This window comes from Streptococcus equinus (genome assembly GCF_049393735.1).
In the GTDB taxonomy this organism is placed as follows: Bacteria; Bacillota; Bacilli; order Lactobacillales; family Streptococcaceae; genus Streptococcus; species Streptococcus equinus_G.
Genome location: NZ_CP185946.1, coordinates 573,761 through 588,458, shown reverse-complemented (window position 1 = coordinate 588,458; position 14,698 = coordinate 573,761). Strand labels below are relative to the sequence as shown.

General features: G+C 38.3%; 14 protein-coding genes. 4 read left to right on the top strand and 10 right to left on the bottom strand.

The window, feature by feature from the left end; all coding sequences use genetic code 11:
• The first annotated feature begins 152 nt into the window (after nucleotides 1-152).
• The gene (gene queA, locus ACNTMY_RS03035) at nucleotides 153-1,181 is read left to right on the top strand and encodes a tRNA preQ1(34) S-adenosylmethionine ribosyltransferase-isomerase QueA (RefSeq protein ID WP_024344281.1); all 1,029 of its coding nucleotides are present in this window, start codon (nucleotides 153-155) and stop codon (nucleotides 1,179-1,181) included.
• A gap of 46 nt (nucleotides 1,182-1,227) precedes the next feature.
• Here queA and ACNTMY_RS03030 read toward each other — a convergent pair whose 3' ends face one another.
• The 6 genes from ACNTMY_RS03030 to ACNTMY_RS03005 form a co-directional block, all read right to left on the bottom strand.
• Nucleotides 1,228-1,953: a YebC/PmpR family DNA-binding transcriptional regulator gene (locus ACNTMY_RS03030; RefSeq protein ID WP_024344280.1), complete on the bottom strand. Its 726-nt coding sequence runs from the start codon at nucleotides 1,951-1,953 to the stop codon at nucleotides 1,228-1,230.
• Between the two features lie 105 nt (nucleotides 1,954-2,058).
• On the bottom strand, nucleotides 2,059-2,670 hold the full coding sequence (gene sodA, locus ACNTMY_RS03025) for a superoxide dismutase SodA (protein ID WP_423216596.1): 612 nt from the start codon (nucleotides 2,668-2,670) through the stop codon (nucleotides 2,059-2,061).
• A gap of 92 nt (nucleotides 2,671-2,762) precedes the next feature.
• Nucleotides 2,763-3,800, bottom strand: coding sequence for a DNA polymerase III subunit delta (gene holA / locus ACNTMY_RS03020; protein ID WP_423216595.1), 1,038 nt, complete (start codon nucleotides 3,798-3,800; stop codon nucleotides 2,763-2,765).
• Between the two features lie 67 nt (nucleotides 3,801-3,867).
• Nucleotides 3,868-6,099 (bottom strand): DNA internalization-related competence protein ComEC/Rec2, encoded by a 2,232-nt coding sequence (locus tag ACNTMY_RS03015; protein ID WP_423216594.1) that lies wholly within the window; start codon nucleotides 6,097-6,099, stop codon nucleotides 3,868-3,870.
• A complete protein-coding gene (locus ACNTMY_RS03010; protein WP_423216593.1) occupies nucleotides 6,092-6,772 on the bottom strand; it encodes a helix-hairpin-helix domain-containing protein in 681 nt (226 codons plus the stop codon). The genes ACNTMY_RS03015 and ACNTMY_RS03010 overlap by 8 nt, the downstream gene beginning before the upstream one ends.
• A 94-nt stretch (nucleotides 6,773-6,866) precedes the next feature.
• Complete coding sequence (locus ACNTMY_RS03005; protein WP_024344274.1) at nucleotides 6,867-7,613, bottom strand: lysophospholipid acyltransferase family protein; 747 nt, start codon at nucleotides 7,611-7,613, stop codon at nucleotides 6,867-6,869.
• Between the two features lie 118 nt (nucleotides 7,614-7,731).
• Here ACNTMY_RS03005 and ACNTMY_RS03000 point away from each other — a divergent pair, with 118 nt between their 5' ends.
• Both ACNTMY_RS03000 and ACNTMY_RS02995 read left to right on the top strand, forming a co-directional pair.
• The gene (locus tag ACNTMY_RS03000; RefSeq protein WP_423216592.1) at nucleotides 7,732-8,493 is read left to right on the top strand and encodes a tRNA1(Val) (adenine(37)-N6)-methyltransferase; all 762 of its coding nucleotides are present in this window, start codon (nucleotides 7,732-7,734) and stop codon (nucleotides 8,491-8,493) included.
• Nucleotides 8,468-8,743, top strand: coding sequence for a GIY-YIG nuclease family protein (locus ACNTMY_RS02995; protein WP_423216591.1), 276 nt, complete (start codon nucleotides 8,468-8,470; stop codon nucleotides 8,741-8,743). Before ACNTMY_RS03000 ends, ACNTMY_RS02995 begins: the two co-directional genes overlap by 26 nt.
• Nucleotides 8,744-8,757: 14 nt before the next feature.
• On the opposite strand, the gene ACNTMY_RS02990 is transcribed toward ACNTMY_RS02995, so the two are convergent.
• Genes ACNTMY_RS02990 through ACNTMY_RS02980 form a run of 3 tightly spaced genes read right to left on the bottom strand, consistent with a single transcriptional unit; the run spans nucleotide 8,758 to nucleotide 11,754 of the window.
• Nucleotides 8,758-9,648 (bottom strand): ROK family protein, encoded by an 891-nt coding sequence (locus tag ACNTMY_RS02990; protein ID WP_423216590.1) that lies wholly within the window; start codon nucleotides 9,646-9,648, stop codon nucleotides 8,758-8,760.
• A gap of 9 nt (nucleotides 9,649-9,657) precedes the next feature.
• Nucleotides 9,658-10,524: a helix-turn-helix domain-containing protein gene (locus ACNTMY_RS02985; RefSeq protein ID WP_423216589.1), complete on the bottom strand. Its 867-nt coding sequence runs from the start codon at nucleotides 10,522-10,524 to the stop codon at nucleotides 9,658-9,660.
• 30 nt (nucleotides 10,525-10,554) lie between these two features.
• Nucleotides 10,555-11,754: an MFS transporter gene (locus tag ACNTMY_RS02980; protein ID WP_423216588.1), complete on the bottom strand. Its 1,200-nt coding sequence runs from the start codon at nucleotides 11,752-11,754 to the stop codon at nucleotides 10,555-10,557.
• A 259-nt stretch (nucleotides 11,755-12,013) separates the two neighbouring features.
• Here ACNTMY_RS02980 and ACNTMY_RS02975 point away from each other — a divergent pair, with 259 nt between their 5' ends.
• A complete protein-coding gene (locus tag ACNTMY_RS02975; protein ID WP_423216587.1) occupies nucleotides 12,014-12,904 on the top strand; it encodes an alpha/beta hydrolase in 891 nt (296 codons plus the stop codon).
• Nucleotides 12,905-12,980: 76 nt separating this feature from the next.
• On the opposite strand, the gene ACNTMY_RS02970 is transcribed toward ACNTMY_RS02975, so the two are convergent.
• Nucleotides 12,981-14,555: a DEAD/DEAH box helicase gene (locus tag ACNTMY_RS02970; RefSeq protein WP_027967940.1), complete on the bottom strand. Its 1,575-nt coding sequence runs from the start codon at nucleotides 14,553-14,555 to the stop codon at nucleotides 12,981-12,983.
• Nucleotides 14,556-14,698 lie beyond the last annotated feature (143 nt).

Genomic DNA, 14,698 nt, shown 5'->3' with positions numbered 1-14,698 from the left:
GTCTCCCTTTTTAATCAAAGCTGAAATCAATTCCAATCGCTTTCATTATACCACCCCTTTAGAACCATTACAATTTAAAAATTGGGAAGATGACGGAAAAGATTTCTCGTGTTATAATGTAAAGTTGAGAATATAATTATTAAGGACATATTATGAATACCAACGATTTTGATTTTAATTTACCAGAGGAGTTAATCGCACAAACTCCTCTTGAAAAACGAGACAGTTCTAAACTTTTGGTTATTGACCGCAATACTCACGAAATGGTCGATGCGCATTTTGACCACATTCTTGATGAGCTAAACCCAGGTGATGCACTTGTCATGAACAATACTCGCGTACTTCCAGCTCGTCTTTATGGTGAAAAAACTGAAACACACGGGCACGTTGAACTTCTTCTTTTGAAAAATACTGAAGGGGATAAATGGGAAGTTCTTGCAAAACCAGCAAAACGTCTTCGTGTCGGAGCTAAAGTTTCTTTCGGTGATGGACGTTTGACTGCTACTGTCGTTGAAGAATTGGATCACGGTGGTCGTATTGTTGAGTTTGATTACGACGGTATCTTCCTTGAAGTTTTGGAAAGCCTTGGTGAAATGCCACTTCCACCGTACATTCACGAAAAATTGGATGACCCAGATCGTTACCAAACTGTTTATGCCAAAGAAAATGGCTCTGCTGCAGCCCCAACTGCTGGACTTCACTTCACCAAAGAATTGCTTGAAAAAATTGAAGCAAAAGGTGTAAAACTTGTCTACGTCACTTTGCACGTCGGACTTGGAACATTCCGTCCAGTTTCTGTTGACAATGTTGAAGAACACGAAATGCATTCTGAATTCTACCGCTTATCTGAAGAAGCTGCCCAAACACTTCGTGATGTCAAAGCTGCTGGCGGTCGTATCGTTGCTGTCGGAACAACTTCTATCCGTACACTTGAAACAATTGGTTCAAAATTCAACGGCGAAATTAAAGCTGACAGCGGTTGGACAAACATCTTCATCAAACCTGGTTACGAATTCAAAGTAGTTGATGCCTTTTCAACAAACTTCCACTTACCAAAATCAACTCTTGTTATGCTTGTTTCAGCATTTGCAGGACGTGAATTTGTCCTTGAAGCTTACCAACACGCTATCGATGAACGCTATCGTTTCTTTAGTTTCGGCGATGCTATGTTTGTAAAATAATAACTGTAAAAAAGAACTTCGAAAAATCGAAGTTCTTTTTTTACTCTTAATCTGCCATGTTTGTGTAAACATCTTGGACGTCATCGTCATCTTCAAGTTTATCAACGAGAGTTTCCAAAATGTCTGCTTGTTCTGCATCAAGGCTAACGTAGTTTTGTGGAATCATGCTAAGTTGAGCTTGTGCAAATTCAAGATTTTGTGCTTGCAAAGCTTCTTTAACAGCTGGAAATTCTTTTGGTTCAGTGAAGATTTCAAAGGCATCATCTGATGTTTTCAAATCTTCTGCCCCAGCATCCAAAATCAACTCAAGCATGCTATCTTCGTCCAAGTCCAAATTTTCACGGTCAATGACAATGTAACCTTTACGGTCAAACATGTAAGCAACTGAACCAGTTGAACCCATGTTACCACCATTACGTGTGAAAATAGTGTGCATGTTCGCATCTGTACGTTTTTTATTGTCAGTTAGTGTGTGAACGAGAATAGCAACTCCACCAGGTCCATAGCCTTCATAAGTGATTTCATCATAGTTTGTTGTATCGCCAACATCAGTTGCCTTTTTGATAGCACGATTAATGTTGTCTTTTGGCATGTTAGCCGCACGCGCTTTATCCAAAACCATGCGAAGGCTAGCGTTCATTGATGGGTCGCCGCCACCAGCTTTAGCAGCTACAAAAATTTCACGTGACAATTTATTAAAAATTGCTCCACGTTTAGCATCTGCTTCACCTTTTTTGTTTTTAATTTTGCTCCATTTATTATGTCCTGACATGCAAAATTCCTCCCTATTCCTTGCTATTATATCATATTTGCGACATAAAAAGAGGATAGAGCTGTGCCTATCCTCGTAGATTAGAGAGTGCTATGATAATGATACTTAATCAGCAACTGCTGCTTGATATAATTCAGCAACTTTTGCCCAGTTAATAATGTCAAAGAAAGCTTTGATATAGTCTGGACGAACATTGCGATACTTGAGATAGTAAGCATGTTCCCAAACATCAAGAGCAAGAATTGGTTTCTTACCTTCTGAGATTGGATTGTCTTGGTTGGCTGTTGAAGTCACTTCAAGTTTGCCTTCTTTGTTCACCACAAGCCAAGCCCAACCTGAACCAAAACGTGTAGTTGCAGCTTTTGTAAACTCTGCTTTAAACTCATCAAATGAACCAAATGCAGCCTCAATCGCAGCTAGAACATCTGCTGTTGGTTCTTGTTTTTCTGGAGATAAGAATTCCCAGAAAAGTGAGTGGTTAAGAGCACCACCACCGTTGTTAATCACTGCTTGACGAATGTCAGCTGGAATCTTGTCAACATCTGCCAAGATAACTTCTAAATCATCTCCAAGTTCAGGATGTTTTTCAAGAGCCGCATTGGCGTTTGCTACATAAGTTGCGTGGTGTTTATCATGGTGCAATGTCATTGTTTCTGCATCGATGTATGGTTCAAGAGCATCGTATGCGTATGGTAGTTCCGGTAAAATAATAGCCATGCTAGTTACCTTCTTTCTCTTCGTTATTTGTTATCATCATTCTATAGAAAAATGGCAAAGCTAGCAAATTATTTGACTGTTTTTTAGTTCCTTTAACGATGCTCGTGAGCGATTTTCAAAATAGCAACATCAAAGAGATAATCTTTATCATAAGTTCCAGTCTTTATAGCATAATCCGTCTCAATCAAAATAGCGATAGCTTTTTTCAAGAAAGTCATAGAAAGAGTACGCGAATCACGCACAGCAAACTTAACTTGATAAGGATTGACACGGCGTCCAAGATAATCAGACAAACTAACAACCATCTGCTGCTCTGTTTTTCCTTGGCTGGCTAAAATGCTGACCTGTAAAAATGTGCGGAATTGACCAAGCATGATGGCAATGAGCTTGATTTCATCTTCACCTTGAAGACGTAAATCGCGAATCAGCTCACGCGCCTCATCGATTTTGCCACTCAAAACAAACTGTGTTAAATCAAAAATATTATCTTGAAGTGTTTTTGGAATGGCTTGATTGATGTCTTCTGCTGTGATGTGTCCGTCTTTTTTATAAGATTTCAAAAAGGCAATGTTTTTCAAAATCTCGCTGAAATCATAATTTGATTTTAAAAGCAAAGCCTCAAAAACACCAGAATCAAAGGTAAGATTTTCTTTGTGTGCTAATTTTTGGAAATATGTTTTTAGCTCTGCTTCTTTCAATTCACTCGCTTCAAAAATCTTGGCATCTCGCTTAAGAATCTTTACTAAACGACGTTTGCCGTCCAATTTCCCTGGTGCAAAAATAATCAAACGTGTCGTGTCCAAAGGATTTTCAAGATATGCCTCAAAACGTTTAAGCGCCTTATCATCCAAATAAGACTTCTTAGCTGTCGTGATGTCGAGTAAATTATCAAAGATAACCACCTTTTGGTCAGCAAAAAATGGCAGACTTTCAAGGTCCATTTCCGCATCTTGATAATCGACCTCAGCCATATCAAAATAAGAATAAGTCAAGTCATCCTTATCATAACCAACACGTGCCATCATACGCTCTTTCAGCTGAGAAAATTGTCCCAAATCCTCACCTGTCACCACCGTAATCAAACTAAGATTTTCTTTTCGTAATTTATCAATTTCTTCGATTGCAATCATAAAGATATTATAACAAAACTGCTTTCTTTTTAACACAATCACCAAAAAAAGTTTACGAAAAACAAGCTCACCTCACTGTTTCGATTTTCCAGTGGTTTAATCCTCTAAAGCGGATAGCGCCTTGTTCGTCTGTGCGGTAAATGGTCATGTTTTGTGCTCGGAAGCGTTCAAGCGTTTCTTGGTGAGGGTGTTTGTAACGGTTATTTTGCCCTGCGGAAATCAAGGCAATTTGCGGTGAAATGTGAGCTATAAATGCTGGGCTTGAAGACCCTTTTGAGCCATGGTGTCCTGCTTTTAAGACATCAACTGGCAGATTAGGATAAGTCGCCATCACCTCACGCTCGCCCTCTTCTTCCAAATCTCCTGTAAACAGAAAATTTTTACCAAGAAGTTTACCATACAAAACCACCGAATCATTATTACCACCATCACCAGTCTGGCTCGGATAAAGCACTTGCAGGTGACTTCCCATAATCGGCAGACTATCTCCAGCAGAGACTGCGCGAACCTTGGCTTTCATGGCTTGTAATTTCGCCACAAAATCTGGCTTTGTCAAACTTCCCTGACTAACCAAAACTTCACCAATTTTCACCTGCTTTGCCACTTCCAGCATATCTCCCATGTGGTCAGTATCCGTGTGCGTCAGAACCAGCTGGTCAATTTTTCCAACGCCACGACTATTAAGATAAGGAATTAAAGTTCGATTGGCATTGCTATCCGTCAGCCGCTCTTGCCACGCGCTCTTTTCACTAAAACTCACCTTTCCGCCTACATCAATTAGCAGCGTATGCCCCTTAACATCACGCACAAAAATACTATCTCCCTGCCCAATGTCAACCACCGTCACTTCGTTTTCCAGCGGATGCTTGATTTGGAAAAATAGCAGGGCTACAAAGCTGACAAGACAAAACATAATTTTCCTTTTCTGCCTGTAATCATAAAGAATACCCAAGCTAAATAATAAGAATATCAAGATACCAATACTTGGTTTTCCAAAAATAATCGGACCACCAAGGAAATTCTTGGTCTGTTTTATCACATCTTCTAAAACGATAAAAAAGCTATTAAAAATTGATAATCTCACGAGCGGCGAAAGCACGAAAATAACTGACAGAACTGGCAACATAAGCGTATCAAATGCCAATGAAAAAATAGCTGTCAAAAGAATAGACATCGGTTGAAAAACTGAAAAAAAGTAAATCAAAATTGGTAAGCTACCTAGTGAAATTGCCAAACTTTCTACGATTTTCTTCTGATAACTTTCAAGTTCCTCAAAATCAATAAAACTTAGAATAAAAGCATAAGCAAATGACAAAATGCCTCCCGTTGTCAGCAGGAAATTAGGCATAATGCAGAAAAGAATCATCATGGTCAAAGCAAGATTATCCAGTCGCTTAATGCCAATATTGCCTAAGCCTGACTGAATGAGACTTCGAACAACTGACACTGAAAATCCTGTCAGACCAGCATAGACAAGCGAAAAAGGAATTTGAAGAATGTCAATATAATCACGCCTTAAGCCAAGTCGCAAAAAGAAATAGCGAAAAACACCAACAAAAAAGCCAACCTGCATGCCGGAAAGAGCAAAGAGGTGAATAATCCCCAAACTCGTGTAAATATCGCTCATCTCATCAAAAGATTTATCCAGATAACCAAACAAAAGTCCAGTCATATAATGCTGCATGGGTGCTGGAAAATTTTGCTGGATACTAACAATACCTTTTCGCCGCAAATCATGCAGCCGCTCAGCAAAAGTCAAAGAAGTTTGACGGCTCATCCCAACAATTGAAGAAAGATTTCCAATGCGATAAATACCTTCATGTTTAAGATAGGTCCGATAGTCAAATCCACCAAAATTACGCTGGGGTGTTGCTTTCTCCAAGTCAATCTCACCAGACAAAACGACCGTTTTATTAAGACTTTTAAAAAATTGCTGCTCCTTTTCTGACTTCAAAGTATAAAAGAGCTGATAAGTCTGTCCAGCCTCCTTTCCTCTAAAAGACAGCAAGTCACCATTGACCGAAATCGTGTCTGGAATCATCTGAATTTTTGATAAATGAGCTGGCGCTACTTTGTCCGCTTGCTCTGCTCGCTGATTTTTAAGACTAAAAAAACTAGCAAAGCACATCAGCATTATCAAGGTTTGCCACAATTTTTTAAAACCATAGTTTTTCCATAAGCAAACCAAGGCTAACAAAAGAAAAACTAGACACCAAAAGACCTTTAAAAAGCAAAAATAATAAACGAGAATGAGCAAAAAAGCCAATTGAATTGGCTTAATGGGAAAATGTTTAATCAACAGTCACCTCAACTTTTAACTTCTCTAAGGTCTTCTCACCAATACCTGACACATTTTTCAAATCATCAACTGACGAAAATCCACCATTGCTATCACGATAATCGATGATGTCTTGAGCACGTTTGGCGCCAATACCAGAAATCGTCTGAAGTTCTTCTAAAGTCGCGGTGTTAAGATTGATTTGTGCTGAGTCCACATCTTGCTGTGCTCCACTAGCCGCTGTATTTTTGATTTGAGACGGGGTGCTTGCTGATGTGACCTCTTCACCAACTCTTGCCACGTAAATCACTGCTTCGTCCGCTACTTTTTCAGCTAAATTAACAGATTTCTTATCAGCATCATCTGCAAATCCGCCAGCTAATTTGACCACATCTGTCACACGACTACCTGATGTTAATTCATAAACACCTTCTTTTCTGACAGCACCTTTGATATCAACGAAAACCTTACCTGATTCTGACTTTGAAGCAGATTCTACTATTTTTGACTTGGATGTTTCTTCCCTACCTGCTGAAAAGCTAGTGCTCAATGCTGGTAAATCATTTTGCACTTCAACTTTGGGGCTTTCCATACTAGACCAAGCAAAGAACATCACTAGCATAACAAGTACTGTCCCCAAAACCGCTGTCAACGTTTTATGTTCTAAAACTTTTTCTTTAATCTCTTCAATCATCTCACTACCTCACTTTTTGACACTAAAAAAGACTCATACGAGCCTTTACTTATTTATTCGAAAAAGCCCAGCAAAATCGCTGAGCTTTTATAAATTATTTCATTTTACGGTGTTTATCTGGATCCCAGACAAAGCTTGCAATGTAACTAAAGAGAAGTGTCAAAAGCACAACAACAATAGCAACTAGCCCAAGTGGGATACGATAAATATAAGTTAATGGATTTGGTTTTTTATTGATGTGGAAAGTTGCATTTTCAGCATCCAAACGGTCAAATTCAGTTTGAATACGGTTAGCTACTTCTTCGATACCTTCATCGTTCATGCGCTTGATATCAGAAATATCGATTGGATTACCGAAGTTCATGTCCACACGTTCACCAGTCAAAAGACCTTTTAATTGCATTGGTCCTGCGTAAACAACAGGCATGATTTTAACCTTAGCCATTTTAGCAATGACTGCTACGCCACCTTTAACGTCTGTAGAATGGCGGCTTCCACTTGGAAACATGACAAGTGAGCGATTGCTTTTTCGCAACATATTGATAGGGTATTTAATGGCTTTTTGACCAGGATTTTCACGGTCGATTGGGAAGGCACCACACATACGAATCCACCAACCAAAAATACGATTTTCAAACAATTCTTTTTTAGCCATAAAAATAAATTGTTTTGGTCGCGCAGCAAATGCCATGTAAACTGGATCCCACCATGTACGGTGAGGGGCAACCAAAATATAATTTTCATCTTTACTCAAGATTTTGTCTTCATTGTGATAGTGAGCATTACCGTTGATAATCCAAAGTAGGAAAACCACTAGCCCGCGTAAATAAGTATAAAACACAGATTTACTCCTTTTTTTCAATCATTCCATAACATTGTACCATTCTTAAGCGGTTTTAGAAAGTAAAAATTAGCCGGCTTGCTAGTGAGAACAAGCAAAATCTGCTATAATAATTGCTATGACTAAATCAATTTTAAAAGAAGGCGAGCGTATTGATCAGCTCTTTTCGACAGACGTAAAAATTATTCAAAATAGAGAAGTATTCAGCTATTCTATCGATAGCGTGCTTTTGTCACGATTTCCAAAGATTCCTTCACGTGGTTTAATCGTTGACCTTTGTTCTGGCAACGGTGCCGTTGGACTTTTTGCAAGTACTCGTACCAAAGCGCCTATCATTGAGGTAGAGATTCAGGAACGTTTAGCAGACATGGCAGAGCGTTCAATCCAGTTAAATGACCTCGGTGAGCAAGTTCAGATGATTAACGATGACTTGAAAAATCTTCTTAACCACGTGCCACGAACTGGTGTTGATTTGATTCTGTGCAATCCACCGTATTTCAAAGTGTCAGAGACATCAAAGAAAAATCTCTCTGAACATTACTTACTTGCAAGACACGAAATCACAACCAACCTTGAAGAAATTTGTGATATTGCGCGTCACGCTCTCAAATCAAATGGTCGCCTAGCTATGGTCCATCGACCAGATCGATTTTTAGATATTATTGACACATTACGCCGATATAATCTAGCTCCTAAGCGTATCCAATTTGTCTATCCAAAAGTTGGAAAAGATGCTAACTTACTTCTTGTTGAAGCTATAAAAGATGGCTCTACTGACGGGCTAAAAATTCTTCCACCACTCTTCGTTCACAAAGAAAATGGCGACTACACTGACGAAATTTTTGAAATTTATTATGGAAAAAACGGCAAAAAAGACTAAAAAAGCTTACATGTATGTGGTTGAGTGTTCAGATGGCACTCTTTATACTGGTTATACAACAGATGTCGAGCATCGTATAAAGACTCATAATAACGGCAAAGGTGCCAAGTACACTCGAGCAAGACGACCAGTAAAACTCATTTATCAAGAAAGTTTTGATAGCAAAGAAGCCGCCATGTCTGCCGAAAGTTATTTCAAACAGAAAACACGAAAACAAAAATTAGAGTATATAAAAGAACACACTTTATAAAAAAGTGTGCTTTTTTATGAATGTAGTAATTGGTAAAGAGCTCCAAGAAGATTGGCATCATTTTTAAAGGTTGTCGGCACAATTTTAGGACGTGTCAAAACGTGTTTAGTCACATCGTCCTCGTCCAAAAGCAAATCATACTGGCGATTAATTTCATCAACTAGAATTGGTTGCGAACTAATTCCGCCTCCAATTGCAAAACATTCTAAATCCAAAGTCGTATGAACGTTCAAGATAATCTGAGCAATTGTCCGGCAATAATCTTCAAAAATAGCAAGAGCTTTTGAATTTTTACCATTGATTGCAACAAATGCTTGCTTTCCATCTTTTTCATCAGCATTTCCAATCGCTTTGTTAACAGCAGAAATCATCCTAACAGCCGAACCCAAACAACCACTGGTACGTTTAAATCCTTTATCACGAAGATTCAATGCCAAAAAGCTCAATTCACCAGCTTGAAAATGCGATCCATTTCGAAGTTTGCCATCTAAAATCAAGCCGCCACCAACACCAGTTCCTAGAACAATAACGGCACCATCCCTGACTCCTTTTAGACTGCCTTGCCACACTTCTGCAAGTGCTGCAGCCTTGGCATCATTGACAACAGCTGAAGGTAAGCCAAATTTTTCACGAATTCTATCTTTAAGGTGAATGTCTTTCAAATAAGTCAGTGCACCACCAATATGTATAATCCCTTTTTGCGTATCTACACGACCAGGAACACTGAATGCTATGCCATCAATAGTAGTCTTGTACTGTTCAATAATGCCATCAATTACCTGCCAAAACTCTTGGCCATTATCAGGTGTGTGCGTAGAATTCTTTTCAATTATTTCTCTTTTATCGGTAATCAATGCGTATTTTATGCGTGTTCCACCAACATCAAAGCTCAAAAAGGTAGCCATTTCTTCTCCTTAACTATTTATACTATTTCGAATTTGTCTAGCATTTTGACCAAAACTATCTTCCAAAGCACGGTTCATCGACCTTAAGCCACTAAATCCATGCTCTAAAGCAATACTTGTAAAACTATCATTCGTTTCAATCAAACTATCACGCGCCCGTTGAGCACGAATATTTCTCAAATATTCTCCCAAAGTTACTCCAAGATGGTTTTTAAAAAATCTAGCCATATATGAACGTGAAAGATGACAAAACTCTGCCAAATCCTCTAAGTGGATATCATCTTGGTAATGCTGCTGCAAATATTCGTCAATCTCTTTAATGCGCTCAGCAACTTGCAGACGGTTATCTCTGTGAGCCACAGAAAAATCATCCACTAAGAAAAAATCGATTAATATTTCTAAAGCTTTTAAAATTCCAAGATTTAATTTTAAATTTTTATCAGACCTGTCAGAATGACAATCTAAAACTATTTTTTCTAGAATCTCTTGAAGTTCCTTATACGCCCTTTTTTGTTCTGCTGAAAATCGTTCTGGATGATTAATGTCAAAACGGCTATAAGCAATTTTTTCGCACTGCCCAATCAAAAAAGGATAGGGATAAGTTATTGTCAGAGCTAGGTTGGAGTCTTGCTTGTGCTTTAAAACACGAATACTATGAACTTCTTGCGTGTTAATCACTAAAATCTGACCAGAGTGCGTTTGAAAATTTTCACCTGCGACATAAAACTGGTCAATCGAACCTTTTAGGGTATAACTCAGCTCAACAGCCCTATGCCAGTGTGGTGAAATGTAAGTTGAATCCTGATTATCATGAACGATTAAAAAAGAAAGTAGTCCTTGGTTGGGATTGATAACTTCATGCTGACTTTGTTCCAAAAAATACCTCCTGATAAAAAGAATTCACTCTTAAATTTTTTCTTCTTTGACATTACTAACGTGAAGTTTATGTACACTCACGTAATGAGCTACCGCATAAATTGTGATAAAAGCAAAGCCAATTGCTGAAATCAGCAAAGTGTTGCTTGCAGCTGTACCTAAAAAGCTTGAAAGAAGCCCCATAATACTTGGTGACAAGAAACAACCAACATTTACCATGACAAGAACAATTGTTGTTGCCAAGTTAACAGAATTTTGAGGAGCTGCCCAACCAAGCCAATTATACATATATGGTACCGCAAATCCAAAACCAATACCACTAATAACCATAGATAAAAGCAATGTAAACAGATTATGAGAAATCGCTATCACAAAAAATCCTAAAGTCACTAACAAAAAACCAATTGGAAAAATTTTATCACGCAACTTCTTAAAGAAAAATCCAAATGATGCCCCAATCGGAATTCCGACTAAAGTTGAAAATCCTGCGACCATGGCTGCTGTCGAACTTGTCCCGATACCATTTTCGATAATCATATTTGGCAACTTATAGCTCATTGGCAAATAAAACATGAAAATAAAGAACATCAAAACAGCGATAAGGATTACCTTACCATTGACAGATTGTTTTTGAGTATTAGCATTTTGTACTGCTTGCCCACTTTCTTTTTTCAAGGGTACAAACAAAGTAAACAGAATCAAAGCTGGAATAACAAGGAAATAAATCACAAAAGCAGCGTGCCAGCTAATTGTGACTAGGTATCCTACCAAGAAAGAGGAAATCGCTGCACCAATACTGCTCATAACATTTTGAAAACCAAGCATCGTTGCACGCTCTTCCTCATTGTCATCGTAAAATTGAGGAATCAAACTAACTGCCAAAGAATTAAACAAACCAATCCCTGCACCAAGTAAAAAACGTGAAATCAAAATCGGTGTAAAGGCTGTCGCATACATTGGAAAAGTTCCAGCTAGTAAAGTAATCACCAAACCAGTCAAAACTGTCGGCTTTTGTCCAAAAATACGAATCAAAAAAGGACTAATAAATAAGCCAACCATAATTCCAAAATTTGGAACAGTAGCAAGCGTTTCAACACCACTCTGACTCACACCTGGAAATGCATCATACATCAGTGGCAAGGCAGCAGAAATCTGCGGTGCTATCATCAAAAAAAGCGAAATAGAAAGTAAAGATATTTTAAAAGATAATCGATCTTTCACTGGTTTCATAGCTGAATCCTCCTAAAACATGTAACTACTAATCAAAAGCCTTGCAAGCGCTATTAAATTATTAACAATTTCTATTATAGTCACTTAGATTCTTTTTAAAATGATGATATTTACCAGAAAAAGGCGCTCAGTAACCTTTTTAGATAATTTCACTAAGTGATTAGGTCACTAGACGCCTATTTTTAGATAAGATAATACTAGATTTTCCACTTTTTTTAACTTAAAATCAAATTATAAAAAATAGAAATGAGGCCTCAAAATGGTAGTTAAAGAAGAGATTTTAAAAGCTGCTAAAGCTATGAATGCAATTTGTAAAGAAAATGATGACAAACGTGACGCAGGATTGCCACACGACATTCCTGAGGTAGAACGCTTTGATGACATCGCTTATGGACCAAAGGAAAAATGGAACCTCCTAGACATTTACCTTCCTAAAAATCGAGGTGAAAAAGTTCCAACCATTATCAGCATCCACGGTGGGGGTTGGATTTATGGAACAAAAGAAACCTACCAATTCTTTGGACTCAGTTTAGCTAAAAACGGTTTTGCTTTTGTCAACTTTAACTATCAACTAGCCCCCGAAGTTGAATTTCCTGGTGAACTTGATGACGTCAACCGTGCCATGCACTGGGTAGCAAAACATGGCAGTGAGTATCATTTAGATTTAGATAATGTTTTTATCATTGGTGACAGCGCTGGTGGGCAAATGGCTGTGCAATATCTAACTATTCTTACAAATGATGAATTCCGACAAAAATTCGGATATGAAAAGCCTGATTTTACTGTTCGAGCTGCTGCAATCAATTGCGGCGCAGCATTCCTTAATCTTCCAAGTATGATTGAAGGAGCACCGCAAGCTTACTTTACAGACAATGTGTTAGAAACTAAAAAGGATATGCTTGAAACTGAAGAATATATCACACAAGATATTCCACCGCTTCTGCTCACAACAGCAAACCAAGATTTCATTCGTGACTGTACTGTTCGACTAGATGGTTTCTTAACTGCTAAACACATCGACCATGTTTTTCGTAGTTATGGTACACCCGAAGAACCTAAAGCTCATGTCTTTAACTACAATGTCAAAGACCCTATAGCAACAAAATGCAACTTAGAAATTTTAGACTTCTTCAAGCAATATCTTGCTTAATTTTCGGTGCCTCTGCTATTTTGCAGAGGCTTTTTTATGCAAAAAAACACCCTGCGCAAGCAGAGTGCCTCAGTTATTATCTTTCACCTTTATTTCGGATAACAAATCCAGGTTTCTTTTCACTTGAAGTGCGGTGTGGGCGTTTGTTATCTTTATTTTGGAAATCACGTTTGTTCTTAGATGATGTACGTTTGAAATCTCGGTAGCCATTATCACGGTCATCACGTTTACGGTCACGTCCACCACGACGATTATCACGACCACGACCGTTATTGCGTCCACCTTTACGGTTGTTGAATCCACCACCTGAAGGTTTAAATGGTAATGGTTTTTCACGCGCAATTTCAACTTTTGGAAGAGTTTCAGGGTCTTTCACTGTTAAGCTCAAAATGTAAAGAGCCAACTCTTCAGGTGTGAATTCTGCTGCCAATTTAACCGCATCACCCTTGAATTTATCAAAGCTGTTGCGGATTTTTTCATCAGCAAAATCACGTTCAATTTTCTTAAGAGCAACTTTTTTCTTAGCTTTAAAGGCTTCATCAGCTGTAGCTGGTTTCAAACCTTTCATGCGTTTTTTCGTCAATTTTTCAATAATTGACAAGTAACCCATTTCGTTTGGTGCTACAAAAGTGATAGATTGACCATGTTTACCTGCACGACCTGTACGACCAATACGGTGAACGTAGCTTTCTGGATCTTGTGGAATATCGTAGTTATAAACGTGTGTCACACCTGAAATATCAAGTCCTCGTGCTGCAACGTCAGTCGCAACCAAGATGTCAATATTATCGTTTTTAAAATCACGAAGGACACGAAGACGTTTACCTTGATCAAGGTCACCGTGGATTCCTTCAGCTCGGTAGCCACGCAATTTCAAACCACGTGTCAATTCATCAACACGACGTTTTGTACGTCCAAAGACAATTGACAATTCTGGTTGGTCAACGTCCATAAGACGAGTCATAGTATCAAATTTATCTTGTTCTTTAACACGAATATAGTATTGATCAACAAGATCAGTTGTTAATTCTTTAGCAGCTACTTTAACGTGTTCAGGATTTTGCATGAATTTAACCCCGATACGTTTGATTGCTTCTGGCATTGTAGCTGAGAAAAGAAGCGTTTGACGTGTTTCTGGTACACGACTGATAATAGCTTCAATGTCTTCTAAAAATCCCATGTTAAGCATTTCATCTGCTTCATCAAGAATCAATGTTTCAACATGTTCAAGTTTTAAAGCTTTGCGTTTAATCAAATCAAGCAAACGTCCTGGTGTACCAACAACGATATGTGCACCTGAGCGAAGAGCTTTGATTTGTTTTTCGATACTTGAGCCACCGTAAACTGAACGGACTTTAACTCCTTTTTCACGACCAAAGCGGAACAATTCTTCTTGACCTTGGACCGCTAATTCACGTGTTGGCGCAATCACCAAAGCTTGAACAAGATTGCGACTTGTATCGATTTTATCTAAAGTTGGAAGACCAAAAGCAGCTGTCTTCCCAGTACCAGTTTGCGCTTGTCCGATAACATCCTTACCTTCCAATGCCAAAGGAATTGTCAACTCTTGGATTGGTGATGGCTCAACAAAGCCTGCTTTTTCAACAGCAGCAAGGATTGCTTCCGATAAGTTAAGTTCTGTAAATTTCAAATTTTTCTCTTTTCTAAAAGGCAGTGCGAAGCTGCCTTATTAAACTTTAATTTCGTTGTTTAACAACTTTTCTAGTGTAACATATTCTAGAACAAAAAGATAGGAAACAGGTCCATTTATATCATTAACACGCTTTCATAAAT